We start from the raw sequence: 23,405 nt of genomic DNA on the forward strand, positions 1-23,405 counted from the left end.
TGGATGGACCCGCAGAGATCCCCTTACCTCTCTTGGAGGCCGAATGCGTGTTTTTGCCCTTTTCCTGGCCGTGACCACCGCCACCGCCTGCGCGACCACGGGCGATCCCGGGACCACCACCTCCGTCGACCGGCGGACCACCAGCGTCAGCTACGGGACGGGGAGCGGGGAGACCTCCATCAACCTGGAGACCGCCAACACCATCCAGAAGCGGACCACGCCGATCGCCGCGAACGCCAAGACGCTGTGGGGGGTGCTTCCGGGCGCGTACCAGGACCTGGCGCTGGACCTGGCGGTGTACGACAGCACGCTGATGGTGATCGGCAACCCGGGGCTGCAGGTGAACCGCGGGCGGCTGGGCGAGGTCCGCGTGTCGCGCTACCTCAACTGCGGCACCGACCCCATGGGCTCGGCGCTCGCGGACCGCTACAACGTGCGGATCTCGGTGGTGTCGCGGGTGCGCGAGACGGGGGCCGGCGCTTCCGTGCTGGAGACGGAAGTCTCCGGCGACGCGGCCCAGCGCGCCGTTTCGTCCGTCGCGGTGAGCTGCGCCAGCACCGGCGTTCTGGAGGAGGCGGTCGCCAACGCGGCCAAGATGCGCCTGGCGGGAGTGCCCCCCCGCGGCTGACGTGCCGCGGCGCGAAGGTTGCTCGGTGGGTGCCGGTCGAGAGGGGGTGCGCGCGCTCCCCCTCCCGCACGGCACCGCGAACTCTCTGAAAGGCTTTCCGTTTGCTCCACCGCACCGCATCCGCAGAAGAGCTGACCGTAGGGGTTGAGGAGGAGTACCAGCTCGTCGATCCGGACTCGGGGGAGCTGAAGGGGCGCGCCCGCTACGTCATCGCCGCGGACTGGACGGACGACGTCAAGCCGGAGATGCAGGAGCACACGGTGGAGGTGGAGACCCGCGTGTGCGAGGGCACCAGCTGCGTGCGCGACGACCTGGCCCGGCTCCGCTTTCAGGCGGCCGTGGCGGCGGAGGCGGCGGGGGTGAGGATCGCGGCGGCGGGGGTGCACCCCTTCAGCCCGGCCACGGGGTACGAGTTCACCGCCGCGACCGTGTACCAGGAGATCCGCTCGGAGTACCGGGCGCTGGCGGAGACGCAGGCGATCTTCGGGATGCACGTGCACGTGGGGGTGCCGCCGGAGGTGGACCGGGTGCGGGTGGCCAACGTGGCGCGCCTCTACCTTCCCTGCCTGCTGGCGCTCACGGCGAGCTCGCCCTTCCACGACGGGCACGACACGGGGTACGCCTCGTTTCGCGCACTGATCTGGCGGCGCTGGCCCCGCTCGGGCCCGCCGCCGCGGCTGGAGGGGAGCGAGGAGATGGATCTCCTCCTGCGCTGGATGACGGAGACGGCGTGCATCGACGCCCCCGGCCGGCTGTACTGGGACCTGCGCCCGCACCACCGGTACCCCACCGTGGAGTTCCGCGTGACGGACGTGACGCCCCGGCTGGACGACGCGGTGGCCGCCGCCGCGCTGGCCCGCGCGATCGTGGCCGCGGTGGTGGACGGCACGCTGGTGGAGCCCGCGCTCCCGCCGCCGGTGGTGCAGGCGCTGCTCGGCGAGAACTCGTGGCGCGCCTCGCGAGACGGCACGGAGGCGGAATTCGTGGACCTGTGGTCGCCGGCGCCGCGGGCGGAGAGTGCCCGCGCGGCGATCGAGCGCCTGGTGGAGCGCGTCTGGCCCCACGCCGAGCGGCTGGGCGACGCCGCGGAGCTGGAGCGCATCGCCGCCCTGCTGGACCGGGGCTCCGCGGCGCACACCATGCGACGCGTCGCCGGGGAGAGCGGGGGCGACCTCAAGGAACTGGTCCGGTGGATCGCGGACGAAACGGTGCTGGGGGTGGGGCTGGACCGCCGTACCCTGCAGCGAGCGGAGACTACCGGATGAGCATCAAGCAGAGAATCGCCGTATCCTCCTCGGATGGCTCCGCCCCGGGCTACGAGGTCCTGGTGGGGCCGGGGATCTTTGGCTCCATCGGCACCATCCTCTCCAAGTTCTGCCCCGCGCAACGCTACGCGGTGGTGACGGACGACCGGGTGGCGGAGCTGTACGCCGTGCGCCTTTCGCGGATGCTGCACGCCGCCGGCTACCGCGCGGACGTCTTCGCCTTCACCGCCGGCGAGGCGCGCAAGACGCGCGAGACGTGGGCGCTGGTGTGCGACGCCATGATGGAGGCCGGGCTGGGGCGCGACACGGCGGTGGTGGCCTTCGGCGGCGGGGTGCCGGGCGACCTGGGCGGCTTCGTGGCGGCCACCTACATGCGCGGCCTCCCCCTGGTGCAGCTCCCCACCTCGCTGCTGGCGATGATCGACTCGTCGGTGGGGGGCAAGACGGGGGTGGACACGCCGGCGGGGAAGAACATGGTGGGCGCCTTCCACCAGCCGCGCTGCGTGGTGATCGACCCCGACCTGCTGCGCACCCTTCCCCCCGAGCACCTGCGCGCGGGGATGGCGGAGGCGGTGAAGCACGGCGCCATCGCGGACCCTGAGTACCTGGACTGGATCGAGCAGTCCGCGCACCGGCTGCTGGCGGGGGACCCCGAGGCGCTCTGCCGGATGATCGTGCGCTCGGTGGAGATCAAGGCCGAGATCGTGAAGCGCGACGTGCGCGAGGCGGGGCCGCGTAAGCTCCTCAACTTCGGGCACACGCTGGGGCACGCGGTGGAGTCGCTCTCCGGCTACACGCTGCTGCACGGCGAGGCGGTGGCGATCGGGATGGTGGAGGAGGCGCGGCTGGGCGAGCGCATCGGCGTGACGGCCGCGGGTACGGCGGCGCGGCTGCGGCGCGTCCTCACGCGCCTTGGCCTTCCCGCCTCGCTCCCGCTGGAGTACGCCGCGGCGGACGTGATCGGCTGGACGCGCGGCGACAAGAAGTCGCGCGACGGGCGTGTGGAGTACGCGCTGATCGAGGGCGTGGGCACCCCCGCCATGCGCGACGGCCGCTGGGGCGCCCCCGTGGCCGACGAGACCGTCGCGGCCGTTCTCGCCGGGGCCGGGCGCTCGTGAACCGCCGAACTGCGATCTCACGCGGAGACGCGGAGACGCGGAAGAGGGGGCGGAGTTCTCTCCGTGTCTCCGCGCCTCCGCGTGAGCCCTGCGGTTCATAGGACATGAGCGAAGAACGGAAGCCGGCGCCGCCACGCAGATGGGCGCAGCACACGGTGCGCGAAGAGGAGGCCGGGCGCACGGTGCAGGAGATCCTGACGGGGACGCTGGGGATCTCGCGGCGCATGATCCAGCGGCTGACGCGGGCCAAGGGGGTGCTGGTGAACCGCAAGCCCGCATACCTGGCACGGGAGGTGCGCGCCGGTGACGTGGTGGCGGCGAAGCTGGGGGAGCGGGAGGGCGCGGGCGTGGAAGCGGTGGAGATGGAGCTGGACGTGGTGCACGAGGACCGCGACGTCCTGGTGCTCAACAAGCCGCCCTTCCTCCTGGTGCACCCCACCTCGCCCGAGCACACGCGCACGCTGTCGCACGGCATCGCGCACCACTTCCTTACGCAGGAGATCGACGCGCGCGTGCGGCCGGTGCACCGCATCGACCGCGACACGTCGGGGCTCCTGCTGGTCGCCAAGAGCGCGTTCGCGCACCAGCACCTCGACCGGCAGTTGCGCGAGCGCACCCTGCGGCGCGAATATCTGGCGGTGGTGCGCGGAAGGGTGGCGGAGGAGGAGGGGACCATCGAGGCGCCGATCGGGCGTCACCCGCGCAACTCCAGCCTGCGCGCGGTGCGGCCCGGCGGCGAAGCGGCGCGGACGCGCTTCCGGGTGCGCGAGCGGTTCTCCGATGCGTCGCTGCTGGAGCTGGAGCTGGACACGGGGCGCACGCACCAGATCCGCGTGCACGTGGCGCACCTGGGCCACCCCGTGATCGGTGACCGCGCGTATGGCGGAGCCGCCCCGGCGCTCATCCGGCGGCAGGCACTGCATGCTTGGCGGCTCACCTGCGTCCACCCCGCCACCGGGGAGGCGCTGGCGTTCGAGGCCCCGCTCCCACCGGACATGGCCTCGCTGCTGGAACGCCTGCGCGGGTGAAACGGCGGGCCCGCGCTCCCCGCGGGCTCGCGCGAGGAGGTGCCGATGACGCTAGACCTCGTTCGCCTGTCCGACCTTCCCACGCAGTGCCGGCGAGCCTTCCGGATCCGGGCCGCCCGATCTCCGCTGTGCCCGCCCCAGGAGGACTCATGATTCGGAAACGTTTTCCGGTACTCGCCCTCGCGCTCCTGACGGTTCCCGCCGCTCTCCATGCGCAGAGCGTGAGCGGCCGCGTGGTGGACCGCGCGACGGAGCGGCCGATCCCGGCCACCTCGGTCGTGGCCGTAAACGGGTCGGGCAGGGTGATCGGGCAGGTGCTCGCGGACTCGGCGGGGCGCTTCACCGTCGCGCTGCGCGGGGCGGGGAGGTACCGCCTGCGCGCGGACCGCATCGGGTACCAGCCGGTGACCAGCGCCGAGTTCGACGTGGGCTCCGCCGAGGCGCTCGCGGTGGACCTGCACCTCTCCGCCGGCGCCGTGGAGCTGGATGCCCTCACCATCACCAGCCGCGCCGAGCCGCCGCACGTTCCGGGGCTGGAGCGCGCGGGCTTCTACCAGCGCGAGCGCACCTCCCCGGGTGTCTTCATGCGCCGCGAGGATGTCATCCGCAAGGGCGGCACCCGCATGTCCGAGCTGCTGTCCCGCGTGCCGGGGGTGCGCAGGGTGGTGTCACAGGGGAGGGCCGGGGTGACGCTGGGGCGCGTGGGGCCGAGCGCGCGCACCTGCTCCCCCGCCGTCTTCCTGGACGGGCAGCCTGTTTCCCGCCCCGAGGGAATCGACGACATCATCGCGGTCTCGGCCATCGAGGCGGTGGAGGTCTACCGCGGGCCGAGCCAGACCCCGCCGCGCTTCGCGGGCCCGGAGGTCGGCTGCGGCGTCATCGTGATCTGGACGCAGCAGCAGGCGTGAAAAGCCTCACACAGAGAACACAGAGGGAACTGCAAGGCACAGAGAAAACCTTTGAGGTTCTCTCTGTGCCTCTGTGTCTCTCGGGTGAGCGATGGGATCACTCGGCCAGCGGCTTCCACAGGAAGTGGCGCGCGTGGCCGGGCGGGTAGTCGTCGAGCCGTCCGAACTCCTGGAATCCGAGGCGGCGGTAGAAGGCGGGGGCCTGGAAGCTGAAGGTGTCGAGCCAGACGGCGTGGCAGCCGCGGGACCGTGCCTCGTCCTCCGCCTCGCGCAGCAGGCGCTCGCCGTAGCCGCCGCCGCGGTGCTCCTCCGCCACCCACAGGTAGCGCACGAAGAGCCATCCGAAGTACACGTCCCCCGCCAGCCCGCCCCGCACCTCGCCTCCGTCGTCGCGCAGCAGGACGTGGATCTGCGAATACCCCGGATCGCCCACCCGCGCCTCGTTGTGCGCGCGCAGTCCCTGGTACACCGTGTCGAGGTCGGCGTCGCTGGCGGGCCCGCGTGAGATGGTGAGGTTCGGCATGCGTGGCTTCGGAGGCAAGTGAACTCGCTGCACCAACACCACACCTTCGTGGACCCGGAGCACCCTTATGTCATCCTGAGGGAGCCGCCCGCACGTATGCTGGCGTCGCACGCGATTCTCCCTGCGGCGACCGAAGGATCTAGCCGGCGAGGCAGGAGGACCGCGGTCACCAACGAGCCCCTCGATACGCGCAGTAGATCCTTCACTCCGCGCCAGGGGATGGAGACGGGGAAAGGATGGAGAGGCGCGTCGCTCAGGATGACTAGACGGCTTCAGCCGTCTTCGCGTGGTTCCAGCCGGGGGATTCATCCCCCGGTCCTCATCCCCCGGTGCCCCAGTGCCCCCCCTCACCCCCCCTGCGCCAGCATCTCCTTCATCCGCGCAAAGAAGTTCTCCTTCATCTCCTTGGCCTCCTCGGGCGCCAGCGAGGTGCGCGTCTGGCCGGAGCGGTGCTCGATGAGGTCCACCGGGATCTCCTTGAGGAAGCGCGACGGTTGGCGCGGGATGGAGCCGCCGCGCTGCTGGCGGGTGGCGCAGCCGGAAAGCGTCAGCCGGTGACGCGCCCGCGTGATCCCCACGTAGAACAAGCGCCGCTCCTCCGCGATCGGGTCGATCCCGTTCTCCTCCGTCTCCTCCGTCACGGCCTTCACGCTGCGCGAGTGCGGGAGGATCTCCTCCTCAAGGCCGATGATGAAGACGTGGGTGAACTCCAGCCCCTTGGCCGCGTGCATGGACATCAGCGTGACGCGGTCCGGCTCGTCCTCATCCTTGTCCTTTTTGTCGTCGTCCTCGCTGAGCGAGATGCGCTCCAGGAAGTCGCGCAGGGCGGGCGGGCTCCAGTCGTCCTCCTCGTCGGGGAGGGGCTGCGCGGTCCAGGTGCGCTCCTCGTAGGTGCCGATGGAAGCGATGAAATCGCGCAGGATCTCGACGCGCACCTCGGCGGCGCGCTCGCTCTTGGCGTTGTCGGCGCGCACGGCTTCTTCCAGGCGCAACCGCTTGACGGCGTCGCGGGCGAAGCCGCAGAGGGTGCGCTCCTCCACCTGGCCGGCGGCGATGGCGGCCTCGGTGGCGCGGTACTCCACCTGCAGCTCCTCGATGGTCTCCACGAAGTGCTTCACCGGCTCGCGCTGCGCCCGGCTCACCGCCGCCACCTCGTCCACGTGCCGCATCGTCTCCCAGAGCGAGCGGCGGGCGTCGCGGGCGTCCTCCACGAGCTTCATCAGCGTGGTGCGCCCCACACCGCGCGTGGGGTAGTTGATGATGCGGCGGAGCGAGACCTCGTCGGCCGGGTTGATGATGACGCGCAGGTACGCCACCGCGTCCGCCACCTCCTTGCGGTCGAAGTAGCTCTGCCCGCCGATCACCCGGTAGGGGATGTTGGCCACGCGCAGCGCTTCCTCCACCGGCTTCGCCTGCAGGTTGGTGCGGTAGAGGACGGCGAAGTCGTTCCACTTGAGCTGCTCGTGCCAGCGGCGCACGCCGATCTCGCGCGCAACCATCTCCGCCTCCAGCTCCTCGGCGGTGCGCGCGGCCTCGTTGAACTCCCACAGGTCCACCTTGGGGCCGGGGCCGTTTCCCGTGCGCAGCGTCTTCGCCTTGCGCGTGGCGTTGTTGCGGATGACGCCGTTGGCCGCCTCCAGGATGCGCTGCGTGGAGCGGTAGTTCTCCTCCATGATGACGACTTTGCACCCCGGGAACTGGCGCTCGAAGTCGAGGATGTTGCGCACGTCCGCGCCGCGCCAGGCGTAGATGGACTGGTCGTCGTCGCCCACCACGCACAGGTTCTTGAGGGGACCGGCCAGGAGCCGCGCCATCTCCAGCTGCGCGCCGTTGGTGTCCTGGTACTCGTCGATCATGATGTAGCGCCACCGCTTCCAGCACCGCTCGCGCACCTCGGCATCATCCTGCAGCAGCTTCACCGGGAGCAGAAGGAGGTCGTCGAAGTCGCAGGCGCCGGCCGCGCGCAGCGAAGCCTCGTAGCGCGGGTAGACGGCGGCGGCGAGCACGGCGTAGTCGTCCGTGCGGTTCCCCTGCACCATCCCCTCGGACACTTCGCGCGCGGCCGTGGCGGGGTCGATCATGCGGTTCTTCCAGTCGCCGATCTGGAAGAGGATCTTCTTGGCGTCGTACACGTCCTCGCCCGCGGTGGCGACGACGTGCACCTCTTCGGCGATGATGCGCTTGACGATCTGCGCCTGGTCGCCGGTGGGGTAGATGGAGAAGTCCTTGGGGAGCCCGATGCGCGTGCCGTGCTCGCGCAGGAGCCGCGCGCCCAGCGAGTGAAAGGTGGAGAGGAGGACGCCCTTGGCCTCTTTCCCCACCAGCTTCGCCACGCGCTCCCGCATCTCCAGCGCGGCCTTGTTGGTGAAGGTGACGGCGAGGATGCTGCGCGGGTCCACCCCGGTGCGCAGCAGGTGCGCGATGCGGAAGACCAGCGTGCGCGTCTTGCCCGAGCCGGCGCCGGCCAGGATCAGGACGGGTCCCTGCGTGGCCAGCGCGGCCTCTCGCTGCTCGGGATTCAGGTCGCGCAGGTAGTGCGGAACGTGCTGCAAACGGGGCCGTGCGGTGCGGGATTCAAGGCTCTGGAACGGGGGCGGAAGATAACCCCCGCACCAGCGCGGCGGGTAGACCCGAACAGCAGTCTCACGCAGAGGCGCAGAGGCGCAGGAGAGAACAGCGGCGCCTTTCCCTGCGTCTCTGCGTCTCTGCGTGAGCCATGCAGTTACGTCAACGCGCCTCCATGTGGGACCCGCAGTTTCACACGTTGGACAGCGGTTTGACGCGAGCGGGGGCGGGCGTGTATGTTTGTCGCGTTCCGAACCCGGAACATGGCCGTATCACCCGCACGGAGGATCCATGGCGCTACGCGACCGCTTCGGTGAGCTCACGGTGGCAGACAGCCTTGCGCTGCGAGCCCGCGAGAACCCGCAGCGGCCCTTTGTCGCCTTCGGAGACCGACGGCTCAGCTACGCGCAGGTGGACGCCGGCTCGGACGCGCTCGCGGCGGCCCTGCACGAGCTGGGGATCGAGGCGGGCGACCGCGTGGCGCTCACCCTGCCCAGCTGGCCCGAGTTCGTGGTCGCCATCTTCGCGGCGGCCAAGCTGGGCGCCGTCATCGTGCCGCTCAACCCCAAGTTCACCTCGCCGGAGCTGCAGTACATGCTGCGGCACTCGGAGACGGCCGCCGTCATCACGGCCGAGAACTGGGACGGGGTGGACTACCTGGCCCGCTTCGAGGGCTTCCTGGCCGCCCTGCCGGACCTGCAGTACGTGGTCTCGGTGGGGGAGGAAGACCTCTGGTACGACGACCGGATCCACCAGTTCGAGGACCTGGTGTCCAGCGGCGAGGGGCGGCCCTACCCGCGCCACGAGGGAACGGCGGACGAGCTGTTCGCCATCCTGTACACCAGCGGCACCATGGGCAAGCCCAAGGGGGTGAGCCTGTCGCACCGCAACCTCCTGGCGACCGCCGCGGCCACCGCGGACGTCATCGGGGTGGAAGAGGGCGACGTGGTGTTCGGCGTGGGCTCCGTCTTCAACGCCTTCGGGCTGGGGATGGGGGTGCTGGGGACGATGGCCGCCGGTGCGTCGCTGGTGCTGCAGGAGCGCGACGACCCGGAGGAGGCGCTGCGCCTGCTGGAGAGCGAGCGGGTGACGGTGTACCACGGCGTCCCCACCTCGTTCATCATGGCGATGCGCGAGCCCACCCGGGGCGAGCGCGACCTGGGCACGCTGCGCACGGGCGTGGTGGCCGGGGCGCCGGTTACGGAAGAGGTGGTGGGGCGCATCCGCGGCGGGCTGGTGCCGGGGATCTGCGTGGGGTACAGCCTCACCGAGACGGGGACGCTGGTGAGCGTCACCCGCCCCGGCGACCCGCCGGCCAAGCAGCTCACCACCGTTGGGCGCCCGCTGGACGGCACGGAGGTCGTGATCCTGGACACGCAGGACCGCAGCGTTCTCCCCGAAGAGTCGGTGGGGGAGATCGCGGTCCGCGGGCCGGGGGTGATGCAGGGGTACTACCGCCAGCCCGGCGAGACGGCCCAGGTGCTCACCGAAGACGGCTTCTTCACCACCGGCGACCTGGGGATGCTGGACGAGGAGGGTTTCCTCCACATCCTGGGGCGGCGCAAGGAGATGATCATCCGCGGCGGGTTCAACGTGTACCCCCGCGAGGTGGAAGACCGGCTCCACGCTCACCCCGCCGTGCTGGACGTGGCGGTGGTCGGGCTCCCGGACGAGGTCTTCGGAGAAGTATCGTGCGCCTGTATCGTTCCCGTCGAGGGGGCGATCGTTACCGGCGGAGAGATCAAGGATTTCTGCCGTGAGGTGCTCGCGGACTACAAGGTCCCGGACCTGGTCCGCTTCCTCGACAGCTTTCCCATGACGGGGAGCGGCAAAGTGCGGCGCGTGGAGCTCGCGCGCATGATAAGCGCCGGCGAAAGCAGCCGACCACGATGAGCGCGCCGCACGCCGCCCCGTCGCCCTGAACCGACCTGGCCCCTCCCGCCGTCCCTCCGCGCCGCCCTTTAGCGCGCGGGTGCGAGGCGGAGGGGTCTCGTCGCATCAAACGACGAACTGAATCGAGAGCATGAACAGTCCTTACAACAGCTGGTCCCCGCAGGCACAGCCCATGCAGCCGCCCACGCGCAGCGCGGCGCTGCTGATCGACTTCGACAACGTGACCCTCGGCGCCCACGGCGACCTGGGACGCGAGCTGCAGACCCTCCTCAACAACGAGGTCTTCCGCGGCAAGATCGCGGTACGCCGCGCCTACGGCGACTGGCGGCGGTACCCCAACTACGTGGTGCCGCTTACCGAGGCCAACATCGACATGATCTGGGCGCCCTCGTGGGGGTCGTCCAAGAAGAACACCACCGACCTGCGCATGGCGATGGACGCGATGGAGCTCTGCTTCACGCGCCCGGACATGGGCACCTTCATCCTGCTGACCGGCGACAGCGACTTCTCGAGCTGCGTGATGAAGCTCAAGGAGTACGGCAAGTACGTGATCGGCGTGGGGATGAAGGAGTCGGCCAGCGACCTGATCGTCAAGAACTGCGACGAGTACTACTCGTACCACGCCCTCACCGGCCTGTCGCGCGCCAACATGGGCGAGGGGCCCACCGAGGACCCGTGGGTGCTGGTGGGCCGCGCGGCGCGGATGATGACCACGCGCGGCGACTCGATGCGGGTGGACCGCCTCAAGCAGGTGATGATCGAGCTGGATCCCGGTTTCGACGAGAAGAACGCGGGCTTCGGCAAGTTCAGCAAGTTCGTGCAGCGCGCGGGCGAGCGCGGCCTCATCCGCCTGCGCCGCGACGACGCCGGGCAGTTCGAGGTGATCGCGGTGGAGGACGAAGGCACCGGCAGCGGCTTCGCGTCGCCGGTGGCGCCGCCGCGCGACCGTGATCGCGAGCGTGACCGGGACCGAGTGCGCGGCCGTGGACGCGACCGTGACCGTGGCCGTGGCCGCTCGGACCGCCCGCGCTTCGCAGACGCCCCCGCCGCCGACGCGGGTGCAGCGACGGACGAGCCGGATCTCGACTTCACGGTCGAAGTCCCGCGCCCGGCTGTTGCCGCCGAGGCGCCGCCGGTGGACCGCGCCGCGGAGCTGGATGCCGCGCCGCTCCCCCCGCGCGCCGCTCCCGCCGCCGAGGCCGCTCCGGCCGCCGCTCCCGCGGGTGGTCGCGGGCGGGGCCGTGGCCGTGGCCGCGCCGCCGCGCCAGGGATCACGCCGCCGCTCCTCCCGGGCCAGGTGCTGGACCTGACCGAGGTCGCCGGTGCCGTTCCGGAGACGGCTGCTCCGGCGGCCGAGACGCCCGCCCCAGCGCCCGCCGCCGTGGCCGCACCCGCCGAAGCGCCGGCCGCTCCCGAAGCGCCGCGCGCGGAAGCTCCCGCCGCCGAGGCTGCCGCACCGGCCGCGCGTGCCGAGGCTCCGGCCACGGGCCGCGCCGCCGATCCGCTGCGCAACGCGTACTCGCTTCTCCAGCACGCCACGCGCGCGCTGGTCCGCGGCCCCGGCCAGGCCGCGCGCGACGGCGACGTCAAGCGCCGCATGCTGGAGATGCAGGCGGACTTCGACGAGGCGCCGCTCGGCTTCAGCAAGTTCAGCCGCTTCCTGCGCCAGGCCCACGAAGACAACGTGGTCGACCTGCGCCAGGTGGCGGAGGGCCGCTATGAAGTGGCGCTCCCGGCCGGCGGCGGGCGTCTCCCCGCGCCGGTGCTGAGCGCGGCGGCGGAGGGTGCTGCTCCCGCCGTCGCCGCCGAAACCGCTGCCGCTCCCGAGGCGGCTCCGGCCGGCGGACGTGGACGCGGGCGGGGCCGTGGACGCGGTGCGGCGGCGGGTGCTCCGCCGCTCCTCCCCGGCCAGGTGCTTGGCGGGGAGGCGGCCGCCGAGGCACCGGCTGCGCGCGTGGAAGAGGCTCCGGCTGCACCGGCTCCCGCGCCGGCCGCTGCCGTGCCCCCTGCACCGGGGCCCGCGCCGACGGCTCCGGCCGAGGTGGCGGCGCGCGGTGGGGTGCGTGGACGCGGACGCGGCGGGCGTGGTGCGCCGTCCGGCCCGCCGCCGCTCCTTCCGGGGCAGGTGATCGACGTCGCGGGGCTGGCCACGGCCGCCCCGCAGCCCGAGCCCGCCGCACCGGCCCCCGAAGCTCCCGCGGTGCAGCCCGCCGCGGCCGGCTTCGAGTTCCCCACCGACCGCGACGGCGCGCTGGCGTACCTGGGCGCCTACAAGGGCGTGGGGCGCAAGACGGCCGAGGCGCTGGTGGACACCTTTGGCGAGAACGTCTTCCGCGCGATGGAGGAAGACCCCGACGCCGTCCGCCAGCTCCTGGGCGACCGCCGTTCGGGCACCGTGCTCGACCAGTTCGCCGCCGATCCCAACCGTGCGCAGGCCCCGGAGGCTCAGCCGGAAGCCGCGCAGGCCGATTCCGCTGTGTCGGTTGCCGATACAACGGCGGCGGATACACCGGCTGATGATGCAGCGTCCGTTGATGTATTGGCCGACGAGGCACCGGTTGCTGGGGAGCCCTCGGGTGACGAGGGCGGTGAGGAGGACGCGCGTCCGGCGCGCCGTTCACGCGGCCGCCGAGGCGGACGCGGGCGTGGGCGCGCGGCGGGCGAGGAGAGCGCCGCCGCGCCGGCGGAGGAGCCCGGCGAGACCGCCGCGGAGACCCCAGCTGCACTCGCCGAAGAGGTCATCGGCGACACCGATCCCACGCTGGTGGGCGAAGCGGTGACCGACGAGGCCACGACGCCCGTCCGTGCCGGTCGTGGCCGGGGTCGGGGCCGTGCGCGCGTGGACGAGGCGCCCAGCCCCGCCGCGCTCGCGGACGAGGTGGTGGGCGACACCGATCCCACGCTGGTGGAAACGGCCACCGTCGCGGACGATGCTCCCGCGGCCGAAGCGGCACCGCGCCGCCGGGGCCGGGGCCGTCCGCGCGCCGAAGCCGCTCCGGCAGCCGAGGCTCCTGCCCCGCCGGCCGAAGAACCGGCCGCTGCGGCACCCGCGGCCAAGCGCGGCCGTGGGCGGCCCCGTGCCGCGGCCGCTCCGCCTCCGGGTGAAGCGCCCGCGCCGGAGGCTCCGGTCCCCACTCCTCCCGCGCCCGAGGGTGACGCCGCCGCGCGTCGTGGGCGCCGAGGCGGGCGGGGGCGTGGCCGTGCGCGTGGCGGCAACGGCACGCCGGCGGAGTGATGCACGACGGCACTGAACGGAGCGCCGCGTCCGGGTCCGCCCGGGCGCGGCGCTCCGCCGTTGTGGAGCCGGCGCCGCTCCCCCTCTCCTTCTACGACCGCCCCGCCGACGTCGTCGCGCGCGAGATGCTCGGCGCGCTGATCGTGTCGGAGGTGGGCGGGCGGCGCGTAGCGGGCGAGATCATGGAGACGGAGGCGTACACGGGTCCCGACGACGAAGCCTCGCACGCGCACATCCGCTTCGGGCGCACGGAGCGCAACGATCCGATGTTCGGGCGCGCCGGCACCGCGTACGTCTACCTGATCTACGGGATGCACTGGTGCATCAACGTGGCGACGGGCGCGGAAGGCTTCCCCGCCGCCGTGCTGATCCGCGCCGCGCGTCCGGTGGAGGGGGTCGAGATCGCCCGCGAGCGGCGCCCCGGCCGGCCCGACCACGAGCTGATGCGCGGTCCGGGCAATCTCGCCCGCGCCCTCGCCATCGACCGCACGCAGAACCGCGGCATGGTGGACGGTCCGCCCCTCTGGTTCGCCCCGGGCACACCTATTCCCGACGCCGACGTGGCGGCCGGCCCGCGCATCGGCATCAAGCGCGCCGCCGATGCCCCGCTGCGGTTCTGGCTGCGCGGCAGCATCTGGGTCTCTGGCAAGCGGTAAGATGACATTGCCATTAGGGCAACGGCCAAGCGCTTCTCCCCGGCGTTCCAACCTTGTAGCATCCCCCGCTGTCTCATCTCCATCGCGCCTACCCTACCACTGCCTCGACGCCGGCTCGATCACCCGGATTCCCGTAGGGGCAGACCCACGTGTCTGCCCGTGCCATCCGCCGCGCCGTCGCCAGGGGGTCCATCGGGATCTCCGCCGTGCACACGAACGCACCACCGCGATCCACCATGAAGATCCTCGCCCGACTTCTTATCCCCTTCCTCCTGGTGCTCGCGGCCAGCGCTTCGGCCCAGGAGCGCCCCGTGGCCGGCATCCAGGGGCGCGTCGTGGCGGCGGAGACGTCGCGGCCGCTGGCGGGCGTGGCGGTCGTGGCGCGCCTGCAGACGGATACGGTGCCGGCGGGGCGCGGCGTGTCCGGGGCGGACGGGCGCTACCGGATCGCGGGGCTCGCGCCGGGAAGCTACGTGGTGCGCGCCACCCACACCGGCCGCCAGACCACGCAGTCGGAGCCGGTCGTCGTCTCCGCCGGGATGGCGGCCGCGGGCGACCTGAAGATGGCGGCCGTGGTGGCGCTGGAGGGGCTGCAGGTGCGCGCCGAGCGGCCTCCCGTGGTCCACGCCGAAGACCGCAACGTGTACAGCGTCAAGGACATGCCCGCGGCTGTCGGCGGCGCGGCGGACGTGTTGCGCACGCTGCCGGAGCTGGAGGTGGACCTCAACGGCAACATCAAGATGGTGGGGAACCGCCCCGTCACCATCCACATCAACGGCCGCCCCTCACCCCTCAGAGGCGAGGCGCTCACCGAGTTCATCCGCAACCTCCCCGCGGACCGCATCGACCGCATCGAGGTGATCCCCAACCCCTCCGTCCGCTTCGAGGGCGGCGACGGGGCCATCGTCAACATCGTGCTGCGCAAGGGCGTGGAGCTGGGGCTGGGCGGAAGCGTGTCGCTGAACGCAGCCACCCGAGGCGGCAACGGCCTCTCGGGGCAGATCGCCTATCAGCGTGGCAAGCTGACGCTGTTCGGCGGCGGGAGCAGCCGGTTGATGAACTACGACGACGCCTCGCGCGAGCTGCGGCAGAACCTGCTCGCCACCCCCGTCACCTTTCTGGACCAGGACCGGCGCGGCTCCGGCAACAACTTCCACGGAAGCGCGGACCTCACGGCCGAACTCGCGGTGGGAAAGATCGAGACGCTCTGGGCCTCCGCCAGCGCGTACCGCGGAGGATGGGGCAACGAGAGCTTCTCGCACAACCAGATTCTGGACGCGGACAGCGCCCCCACGCGCATCTACGACCGCGTGGGCGACTACGAGAGCGACTTCCTGGCGACGGATCTGGCGCTCGGCTTCCGGCGCATCGTGGAGGCGCAGCGGCACGAGCTCTCGGTGGAGGTGCGCAGGAGCGGCTCCGGCGACGAGAACACCGGGCGCGTGGAGGAGATCACCACCATGCGCACGGTGGAGACCGGCGACCCCCTCTCCGAGCTGCGCCTGACGGGCGGCGGCGAGGACCGCACGAGCCTCACGGCCAAGGCGGACTACATGCGCCCGCTGCCGGGGAAGGGGCGCGTGGAGATCGGGGTGCGCACCAGCCTCGAAGACCAGGCGAACGAGCAGACGCTGCGCCACTTCGCCCCCTTCGACGCGGGCGATCCGCGCCAGGTGACGGACGTGTCGTACACCTTTGGGCAGACGCAGCACTCGGCCTACACCAACCTGAGCCACAAGATCGGGCGCCTGTCGCTGCAGGGCGGCCTGCGCGCGGAGATGACGACGCTGGACCTGGCGCCGCGGCTGGAGAACGCGCAGCCGGGCTTCGAGCGCGACTTCTTCTCCATCCTCCCGAGCGCCAACCTGAGCTTCGAGTTCAAGCCGGGGCGCACGATGCGGGTCAACTACTCCCGGCGGGAGCGCCGCCCGTGGATCTGGGACCTCAACCCGTACGTCACGCAGAGCGATCCGCTGAACGTGCGCCTGGGGAACCCCGACCTGGAGCCCGCCGCCACCCACTCGCTCGGCGGCGACCTGAGCTGGCGCACGCGCGTGGCGACGCTGCGCCTGGCGCCGTACTTCCGCCGCACCAGCAACGAAGTGGAGTACATCCGCACCGTGAGCGCGGCGGGCGTGGCCACGACCATCCCGCAGAACCTGGCGGTGGTCGAAACCTACGGCGGCAGCCTCAACGCGTCGCTGTCGCCGGCGCGGTGGGGGAACGCCTCGGCATCGGTAGGCGCGAGCCACGACGAGCGCGACGCCGGTGCCCTCGGGAGCGCCTACTCGCGCAGCGGGAGCAACTACTTCTTCACCGCCAACTCCACGCTGCAGCCGGGGCGCGGCTGGGGGATCCAGGCGTCGCTGCGACTCAACTCGCCGCGAGAGTCGGTGCAGGGGCGCTATTCGTCGACGCCCTGGACGGAGCTGGGGATCCGCAAGGAGCTGTTCAACCGCAAGGCATCGATGAACATCCGCCTCGCGGACCCCTTCGACATCTACCGCACGCGCTTCACCTCGCGCGACCCCAGCTTCGCGGGAACGTCGCAGAGCCGCTCGTCGTGGGGCGGGCGCAGCGCGAGCCTGAGCCTGACCTACCGCTTCGGCAAGCCGCCGGAGCGCAAGAGCACCCAGACCGACGGCCCGCCGACGGGCGGCGGCGGGCCGCCCTGAACGGATTGGGCTCACGCGGAGACACGGAGGCACAGAGAGAAGGTCATCTCTGTGCCTCGTCTTTTGCGTGGTCCACTGCTACTCTGTACGCCGCGAACCATCCAGCACCCGAACCCGGCACCGATCGAATGAACGACCGCGACAACCTGATGGACTTCGCCGTACGCACCGCGACCGGGGCGGGGGAAATCACGCTGGAGCACTTCGGACGCGCCGCCGTGGAGTTCAAGGGCGACGGCAGCGAGGTGACGATCGCGGACCGCGCGGCCGAGGAGTTCATCCGCGCCGCCCTCCACGACGCCTTCCCCGACGACGGCATCGTGGGCGAGGAGGGCGAGGACGTGCCCTCGAAGAGCGGGCGGCGTTGGATCGTGGACCCCATCGACGGCACGCGCTCGTTCAGCTCCGCCGTCCCCCTCTACGCGGTCCTGATCGCGCTGGAGGAGGAGGGCGTGCCTACGCTCGGCTGCTGCCACTTCCCCGTCCTCAAGGAGACACTGGTCGCCGCCGATGGCGCGGGAGCGTGGCTGAACGGCCGCCCCGCCCGCGTCTCCGAGTGCGACGACCTGCGCGACGCGCGCCTCGTGACGAGCGGCCTCGAGCACTGGCGCGACCGCTCCACCGACGAGGACCGCGCCGGCTTCGACCGCCTGCTGCGCGCCACCCGTTTCGCCCGCACCTGGGGCGACGCCTACGGCTACTTCCTGGTGGCGACGGGCCGCATGGACCTCCTCTGCGACCCCATCTCCGGTGCGTACTGGGACTACGCCCCCATGAACGTCATCCTGCGCGAATCCGGCGGCCGCTACACCCAATTCGACGGCACCCCCGTCGGCGCCTGGACCCCGGCCCTCGCCACCAACGGCCGCCTGCACGACGCGGCGGCGGGGGTGTTGCGGGGGTAGAGGCCGGCGAGTGAACTCGCAGCAACAACAGCACAAAGTCCGCCTTCGCGGACTCGCGGGCGGGATTCGCCTGTTTCCCACAACCCCGTCGCCGCCGCCGCACCGTAGGGGCGCGATTCATCGCGCCCGCCCTCTCCCGCACACGAACTCCCGCCCTCGAAACCGATCCCGTAGGGGCAGCCCCGCGTGGCTGCCCGTGCCACGGGAATGCACCGTCCCCCGCCATCCCACGCGGCGTTCGAGGTGCCCCGTTCCCAAAGCCCCGCGTACCAGAGCGAATAAATTCGCCGTTGGAACCACGCGAAGTCCGCCTTCGCGGACTGGCCGCGGCCTACGAGCCCACTTCAGTGGGCTTCGCGTAGTTCCAGCCGGGGGATTCATCCCCCGGTGCTGTTCGGGACCCAACCGGATTCGCCACCCTCACCCCCCTCGATCCACCAGCCTCCGCACCAGATCCAGCTTCCCCGCAACCTCCCCATCCAGCAGGTGCGCCTCGATTCCATCGAACTCCCCCGCGCGAAAGGTGCGCTCGATTCGCCCCGCGGACAGCAGGTGCACCGCGTCGCAGCCGGTGGTGAGCGAGGCGAGGATGTGCGAGGTGAGGAGCACCGTGTGCCCCGCGTCCGCCAGCTCGCGGAAGAGACGGGTGAGGATCTGGTTCGTTTCCAAGTCGAGCCCGTTGAACGGCTCGTCCAGGATGAGCACCGGCCGTCCCAGGCTCAGCACCCCCAGCAGCGCCAGCTTCTTCCGCATCCCGAGCGAGTACGTCTCCACCAAGCGCTCCAGCGGGAGGTCGAAGACGCGATTCCACTCCGCGACGTCGAAGCCGGCGTGGCCCGCGCGAAAGACGCCCAGGTACTCCCGCCCCGTGATCTTGGGGTAGAAGAAGCTCTGCGCGGGGAGGTATCCCACCACCTCGCGGCTGCGCAGCGGCTCGCCACGGAAGCGGATGACGCCTCCGCTCGGACGCACGAAGCCGTAGAGCGCATCCAGCAGCGTCGTCTTGCCTGCGCCGTTGCGGCCGGCGAGGCCGTGGACCTGCCCGCCATCCACCACGAGGTCGACGCCGTTCAGCACCGGCGTTGATCCGTAGCGCACGGTCAGCTTCTCAATCGAGATCATCCAGGTAGGCGCCGAGGTTGACCACGCCGATCCGCCAGAACCGGAACAGCAGAAACGCCGCCACCGGGGGCAGCGCCAGCGACGCCGTGAGCACCAGCACCGCGAGCGGACCGACCACGGCCGCCCGTCCTCCCTCGCGGTACACGGCGTACTTGGTGAGGATGGCCCCTGCGACGATCGCGGCGCTCCCCGCGAGCACCAGTGCCAGCATGCCGGCGAGCGCGGGGTGCCGCACCATGAACAGCACGACGAGCGGCAGGCAGAGCGCCGCGTACAGCGCCAGCCCCTGCATCACCTTGAAGCGCAGAAGCTCCGCCGCCGGCCGCCGAAACGCCTCCAGCAGCTCGTGCCCCTCGCCGTCCAGGTAGAACAGCGAGACGCACCAGGCGAGCAGCACGATCCCTCCGAGCGCCACGGCAGGGTACCCGGAAAGCACCGCGGCAGCCAGGTAGGCGACCGTGATCGCGCCGCCGTAGCGCCTCACCCCCGAGGTCCACTCGAACGCGCGGGCGGGGAGGGGGAGCCGCTGCACCGGCCGGCTCCGGCTCCACGTCACCAGCCGCTGGGCTCCTCCGGCCGGGAGCCACGCAAGGAGCAGCGGAGCACCCGCGCTCGCGGCTAGGAGGGCGGGGACGGGCGCGATCAGGCCAAGGAGCCAGAAGGGGAGCGAAAGGGTGATGTACTCCAGCAGATAGGTGCGATGCGGGTCGCGGCCGGCGAGCCTCAGGAAGCGCGCATCCTGGCGGCCCGTGTGCACGAGGGCGAGCAGGACGATCTGCGCCGCGAGGATGGCGCGGGAGCCCCGCGCGCTCCCCATCCACCCCCAGAGCCGGTAGCCGCCCATCGCGAGCAGGAGCGCGAAGAGGAGCGCCGTCCCCGGCTCCGCGCGCGCGAGGCCGGCCAAGGCGCGCCGCAGGGTGCGAACGTGCAGGACGAGGATGTCAGGCATCATCGTCTTCGAAGGGCGGCTCCTCCACCAGCGGCGCGCCGCCGATCCACACAACGCGCACCACGTCGCCGGCGCGAGGGCCGGGGCCGGGCGGGATCAGCGCCAGCCCATCGGCCGCGGCGAGGGAGCTGGAGACGCCGGAGCTCTGCGAGCCGGTGAGGCGCGCGTGGAAGTGGCGGTCCTCCTCGCGCCGGATGGAGACGCGGGGGAAGTGCATCAGCTCGCCGCGCATGGGGTAGGCGTTGTCCAGCACCGCGTACCTCCAGGGCGCGTGGATGCGGGTGCGGCCGCACATGCGCATGAGGGCGGGGCGGACGAAGAGCTCGAACGTGACGCCGGTGGAGACCGGGTTCCCCGGCAGCCCGAACCAGGGGATGCCGCCGAGCGCACCCACCCGCCCGAACGCCATCGCCGAGCCGGGGCGGATGCGCACGCGCCAGAAAGCCACCGCGGTGTCCAGCTCCGCCATCACGCGCCGCACGTGGTCGTGCTCGCCCACGCTGATGCCGGCGGTGGTGATGACGGCGTCGCACCCGCGCGCGCGCTCGAGGTGCTCGCGTAGAGCCGCGGGGTCGTCCGGCGCGATGCCCAGGACGCGCGCCTCCAGCCCCGCCTCCGCGAGGGCGGCGGCGAGCGAGTAGCTGTTGGAGGAGACGATGCGCCGCCCGGCCTCCACCTCCGCGAACTCCTCCACCGGCACCAGCTCGTCGCCCGAGGCGAGCACGGCGACGACGGGGCGCCGCACCACCCGTAGCCGCGCCCTCCCCAGCGACGCGGCCACGCCGATCTCCGCCGCGCGCAGCACGGAGCCGGCGCGCAGCACCACCGCCCCCCGCCGCACGTCCTCGCCGCGCGGGCGTACGTTGCGCCCCGCGTCCGCATCGGAGAGGATGGAGACGCGGCCCTCCGCCGTCCCGATCCCCGAGCCACCATCGGTGTGCTCCACGCGGATCACGCCGTCCGCGCCGTCGGGGACCGGAGCGCCGGTCATGATGCGGATAGCCTCGCCCGGACCGACGGGGCGCGCGGCGAAACGGCCGGCGGGGACGTCGTCGACCACGCGCAGCACCACGGGACGCGCGGAAGATGCGCCGCGCACGTCCTCCGCGCGCACCGCGAACCCGTCCATCGCGCTGTTGTCCCACGGCGGCAGATCGACGGTGGACGACACGTCCTCCGCCAGCACCGAGCCGAGCGCGTCGAGCAGCGGGCGCTCCACGGCCTCCAGCGGCGCCACTCCGCCGAGGATCGCCCGCAGCGCCTCGCTCGCGGAGAGCCAGTCGGCCGGCCGCTCAGCGCTCATGGGCGATCACGCATCGCTCGATCAACCGCGCCACCGCGTCCACGTGCGTCCCCGCGTGGTCGAGCGGGATGACGGCGGAACCGGCCGCGGCCGCGCGCATCTCCAGGTCCAGGTCGTCAGTGACGAAGGCGAGCACGTCGGAACTCCCCGGCTCGTGGACGGGATGCGCGTGCACGCCGCGGCGAAAGATCTCGATTTTTGGAAGCGGCCCGTGCTTGAAGCCTTCCACCAGCACCACGTCGTAGCCGCGCCCGGTGTAGAAGTCGCGGATGAGCTGCGCGGGGTCGGGCTCGCCGTCGATGCGCATCGTCAGCGCAACCTTGCCGGAACCGCACATGATGCTGGCCTCGGCCTCGCCCTCGTTGAAGTGGCGCCAGCTGTCGCGGCCGGGCTCGTCGGACTCGAAGGCGTGGTGGCCGTGCTTGATGGTGGCCACGCGGTACCCGTCGCGCTTCAGCCGCGCCGCGAGTGCGACCACCAGCGTCGTCTTGCCGCTGTTCTTCTTGCCGACGATGGCGACGGCGGGGGGAATCTCAGGAGGGGACATCGGCCGCGATTCGTTGGGCAAGCGCGTGGTCCGCGGGGGTGTTGACGTTGAGGAAGAGGACCTCGGGATCGCCGAACCGCTCCACCTCCGCCAGCAGCACGCGCTCGGCCGGGAAGCGCTCCAGGAGCGGGTGCAGCGCCCACGATCCCTCCGCCATCATCCGCTCGGCCACCGCGAGGCACTCCACCGGATACCACGCGCAGAGCGGCTCCACGCCGCGCCGCCCGCGGCTCTCCGGCACGACGATGACGGGCCGCGCCCCCTCCGCGATCCTTCGCAGCAGCGCAGCGGGCAGAAACGGCATGTCGCACGCCACGCACAGCGCCCCAGCGTAGCCTCGCTCCGCAGCCCACCGCACCGCCGCCACGATCCCCGCCAGCGGCCCCACCCCGGCCACATCATCCGCCCGCCGTTCCAGCCCCAGATCCGCAAACAGGGAAGCATCGTTGGCGATCACGACCACCTCCGCCCCGGCCTTCGCCAGCGCATCCCGCACCCGCTCCACGATCCGCCGCCCGCCGACCTCCGCGAGCGCCTTGGGAGCCCCGAACCTGCGGCTCGCCCCGCCGGCCAGAATCGCCCCGAAGCACGATTCCCCATTCCCCATTCCCCATTCCCCGCCGTTCACATCCGCCACGCATCCTCCACGTGCTCCACCTCCGGCTCGCCGCCGCGCACCAGCACGGCCACGGCGTCAAAGCGGTACACGTCGCCGTCCGCGCCGTGGCGCTCGATCCAGGCGGCGGCGACCTGGGCGATCTCGCGGCGCTTCTTCGCGGTGATCGCCTCCAGCGGGTGCCCGTATCCCAACCCCGCGCGCGTCTTCACCTCCACGAACGCGACGACCTCGCCGCGGCGCGCGACGAGGTCGATCTCCTTGTGCCCGAGCCGGAAGTTGCGGTGCGTCACCGTCCAGCCGGCGCGGGCCAGGTGGCGCGCCGCGATCTCCTCGCCGCGGTCGCCCAGGGGCTTGTTGGACACAAGCTAGCGCGCGGCGGCCAGCGGCTCCGCCATCTCCCGCCCGATCGCCTCGGCGATGGTGCCGATCTGGTCCATCAGCGTGTCGAACTGGTCCGGGAAGAGCGACTGCGCCCCGTCGGACATGGCGCGCTCCGGGTCCGGGTGCACCTCGATCATCAGCCCGTCCGCGCCCGCTGCGACGGCGGCGCGCGCCATGGGGATCACCTTGGCGCGCAGCCCCGTGCCGTGGCTGGGGTCCGCGATGATGGGGAGGTGCGAGAGCGACTTCACCACCGGGATGGCGGTGAGGTCCAGCAGGTTGCGCGTGTGCGTGTCGAAGCCCTTCACCCCGCGCTCGCACAGGATCACCTTGCCGTTCCCCTCGGCAAGGATGTACTCGGCGGACATCAGCAGGTCCTTGACCGTGGCCGCCATGCCGCGCTTGAGCAGGATCGGCTTGCCGCTGCGGCCGGCGCGGCGCAGCAGCGAGAAGTTCTGCATGTTGCGCGCGCCGATCTGGATGATGTCCGCGTGCTCGGCCACCAGATCCAGGCTCTCGGGGTCCACCGCCTCGGTGACGATCGCCATCCCCGTCTCCTCGCGGGCGCGGTCCAGCAGGCGCAGCCCCGGCTCGCCGAGCCCCTGGAAGGCGTACGGCGAGGTGCGCGGCTTGAAGGCGCCGCCGCGCAGGATGGTGGCCCCCGCCGCGCTGAGCCGGCGGGCGACGCTCAGGATCTGCGCCTCGCTCTCCACGGCGCACGGCCCGGCCATCACCACCACCTCGTTGCCGCCGATGCGGGTGCCGTTGTCCAGCGTGATGATGGTGGGCTCCTCCCGCCACTCGCGCGACACCTGCTTGTACGGCTGCGAGACGTGGATCACCTCCATCACGCCCGAGAGCGACTCCAGCCGGTCCGCGTTGACCTTGCCGTCGTTCCCCACCAGCCCGATGGCGGTGCGCTGCTTGCCGGGCATGGGGCGCGCCTCGTAGCCCATCTCTTCCATCATGTCGACGACGCCCTGGATGTCCTCGGGGGTCGCATCGTGTCTCATCACGACCAGCATGGCCGGCTCGTCAGTTCGGGTTGCTTCGCTCGATGCACTTCCGCACGCAATCTACCCGCG

General features: G+C 71.9%; 19 protein-coding genes. 10 read left to right on the plus strand and 9 right to left on the minus strand.

What is annotated here, in order from left to right:
* Positions 1–43 precede the first annotated feature (43 nt).
* The 5 genes from VF647_20860 to VF647_20880 all read left to right on the plus strand — a co-directional run bounded on the left by VF647_20860 (position 44) and on the right by VF647_20880 (position 4,947).
* The gene (locus VF647_20860; protein HEX8454544.1) at positions 44–628 is read left to right on the plus strand and encodes a hypothetical protein; all 585 of its coding nucleotides are present in this window, start codon (positions 44–46) and stop codon (positions 626–628) included.
* Positions 629–729: 101 nt separating this feature from the next.
* Complete coding sequence (locus VF647_20865) at positions 730–1,893, plus strand: YbdK family carboxylate-amine ligase (GenBank protein HEX8454545.1); 1,164 nt, start codon at positions 730–732, stop codon at positions 1,891–1,893.
* Positions 1,890–3,011, plus strand: a complete 1,122-nt coding sequence (gene aroB / locus VF647_20870) for a 3-dehydroquinate synthase (protein HEX8454546.1) — start codon at positions 1,890–1,892, stop codon at positions 3,009–3,011. Before VF647_20865 ends, aroB begins: the two co-directional genes overlap by 4 nt.
* A gap of 104 nt (positions 3,012–3,115) precedes the next feature.
* Positions 3,116–4,039, plus strand: coding sequence for an RluA family pseudouridine synthase (locus VF647_20875; protein HEX8454547.1), 924 nt, complete (start codon positions 3,116–3,118; stop codon positions 4,037–4,039).
* 149 nt (positions 4,040–4,188) lie between these two features.
* Positions 4,189–4,947, plus strand: coding sequence for a TonB-dependent receptor (locus tag VF647_20880; GenBank protein ID HEX8454548.1), 759 nt, complete (start codon positions 4,189–4,191; stop codon positions 4,945–4,947).
* A gap of 97 nt (positions 4,948–5,044) precedes the next feature.
* On the opposite strand, the gene VF647_20885 is transcribed toward VF647_20880, so the two are convergent.
* Both VF647_20885 and VF647_20890 read right to left on the minus strand, forming a co-directional pair.
* On the minus strand, positions 5,045–5,470 hold the full coding sequence (locus VF647_20885) for a GNAT family N-acetyltransferase (protein ID HEX8454549.1): 426 nt from the start codon (positions 5,468–5,470) through the stop codon (positions 5,045–5,047).
* Positions 5,471–5,817: 347 nt separating this feature from the next.
* Positions 5,818–8,022, minus strand: coding sequence for a UvrD-helicase domain-containing protein (locus VF647_20890; protein HEX8454550.1), 2,205 nt, complete (start codon positions 8,020–8,022; stop codon positions 5,818–5,820).
* A gap of 304 nt (positions 8,023–8,326) precedes the next feature.
* Between VF647_20890 and VF647_20895 the strand changes: the two genes are divergently transcribed.
* The 5 genes from VF647_20895 (at position 8,327) to VF647_20915 (ending at position 17,399) form a co-directional block, all read left to right on the plus strand.
* A complete protein-coding gene (locus VF647_20895) occupies positions 8,327–9,928 on the plus strand; it encodes a class I adenylate-forming enzyme family protein (GenBank protein HEX8454551.1) in 1,602 nt (533 codons plus the stop codon).
* Positions 9,929–10,100: 172 nt separating this feature from the next.
* A complete protein-coding gene (locus tag VF647_20900; GenBank protein HEX8454552.1) occupies positions 10,101–13,163 on the plus strand; it encodes an NYN domain-containing protein in 3,063 nt (1,020 codons plus the stop codon).
* Complete coding sequence (locus VF647_20905) at positions 13,163–13,819, plus strand: DNA-3-methyladenine glycosylase (protein HEX8454553.1); 657 nt, start codon at positions 13,163–13,165, stop codon at positions 13,817–13,819. Before VF647_20900 ends, VF647_20905 begins: the two co-directional genes overlap by 1 nt.
* Positions 13,820–14,055: 236 nt before the next feature.
* Entirely contained in the window at positions 14,056–16,494 is a 2,439-nt protein-coding gene (locus VF647_20910) for a TonB-dependent receptor (GenBank protein ID HEX8454554.1), read from the plus strand.
* Between the two features lie 128 nt (positions 16,495–16,622).
* A complete protein-coding gene (locus VF647_20915) occupies positions 16,623–17,399 on the plus strand; it encodes an inositol monophosphatase family protein (protein ID HEX8454555.1) in 777 nt (258 codons plus the stop codon).
* 420 nt (positions 17,400–17,819) lie between these two features.
* On the opposite strand, the gene VF647_20920 is transcribed toward VF647_20915, so the two are convergent.
* From VF647_20920 to aroF, 7 genes are read right to left on the minus strand one after another with little or no spacing between them, the layout of a single operon-like run.
* Positions 17,820–18,521, minus strand: a complete 702-nt coding sequence (locus VF647_20920; protein HEX8454556.1) for an ATP-binding cassette domain-containing protein — start codon at positions 18,519–18,521, stop codon at positions 17,820–17,822.
* The gene (locus tag VF647_20925; protein HEX8454557.1) at positions 18,508–19,473 is read right to left on the minus strand and encodes a hypothetical protein; all 966 of its coding nucleotides are present in this window, start codon (positions 19,471–19,473) and stop codon (positions 18,508–18,510) included. Before VF647_20925 ends, VF647_20920 begins: the two co-directional genes overlap by 14 nt.
* Positions 19,463–20,773 carry a gephyrin-like molybdotransferase Glp gene (gene glp / locus VF647_20930; protein HEX8454558.1) on the minus strand — a complete coding sequence of 437 codons (1,311 nt, stop codon included), beginning with the start codon at positions 20,771–20,773 and terminating at the stop codon, positions 19,463–19,465. Before glp ends, VF647_20925 begins: the two co-directional genes overlap by 11 nt.
* Entirely contained in the window at positions 20,763–21,320 is a 558-nt protein-coding gene (mobB, locus tag VF647_20935; protein HEX8454559.1) for a molybdopterin-guanine dinucleotide biosynthesis protein B, read from the minus strand. Before mobB ends, glp begins: the two co-directional genes overlap by 11 nt.
* Positions 21,307–21,957, minus strand: a complete 651-nt coding sequence (locus tag VF647_20940; protein ID HEX8454560.1) for a molybdenum cofactor guanylyltransferase — start codon at positions 21,955–21,957, stop codon at positions 21,307–21,309. The genes mobB and VF647_20940 overlap by 14 nt, the downstream gene beginning before the upstream one ends.
* On the minus strand, positions 21,945–22,301 hold the full coding sequence (locus VF647_20945) for a YraN family protein (protein HEX8454561.1): 357 nt from the start codon (positions 22,299–22,301) through the stop codon (positions 21,945–21,947). Before VF647_20945 ends, VF647_20940 begins: the two co-directional genes overlap by 13 nt.
* A gap of 3 nt (positions 22,302–22,304) precedes the next feature.
* Positions 22,305–23,333 carry a 3-deoxy-7-phosphoheptulonate synthase gene (aroF, locus tag VF647_20950; protein ID HEX8454562.1) on the minus strand — a complete coding sequence of 343 codons (1,029 nt, stop codon included), beginning with the start codon at positions 23,331–23,333 and terminating at the stop codon, positions 22,305–22,307.
* Between the last annotated feature and the right edge of the window lie 72 nt (positions 23,334–23,405).

It is taken from the genome of Longimicrobium sp. (genome assembly GCA_036387335.1).
Lineage (GTDB): Bacteria > Gemmatimonadota > Gemmatimonadetes > Longimicrobiales > Longimicrobiaceae > Longimicrobium.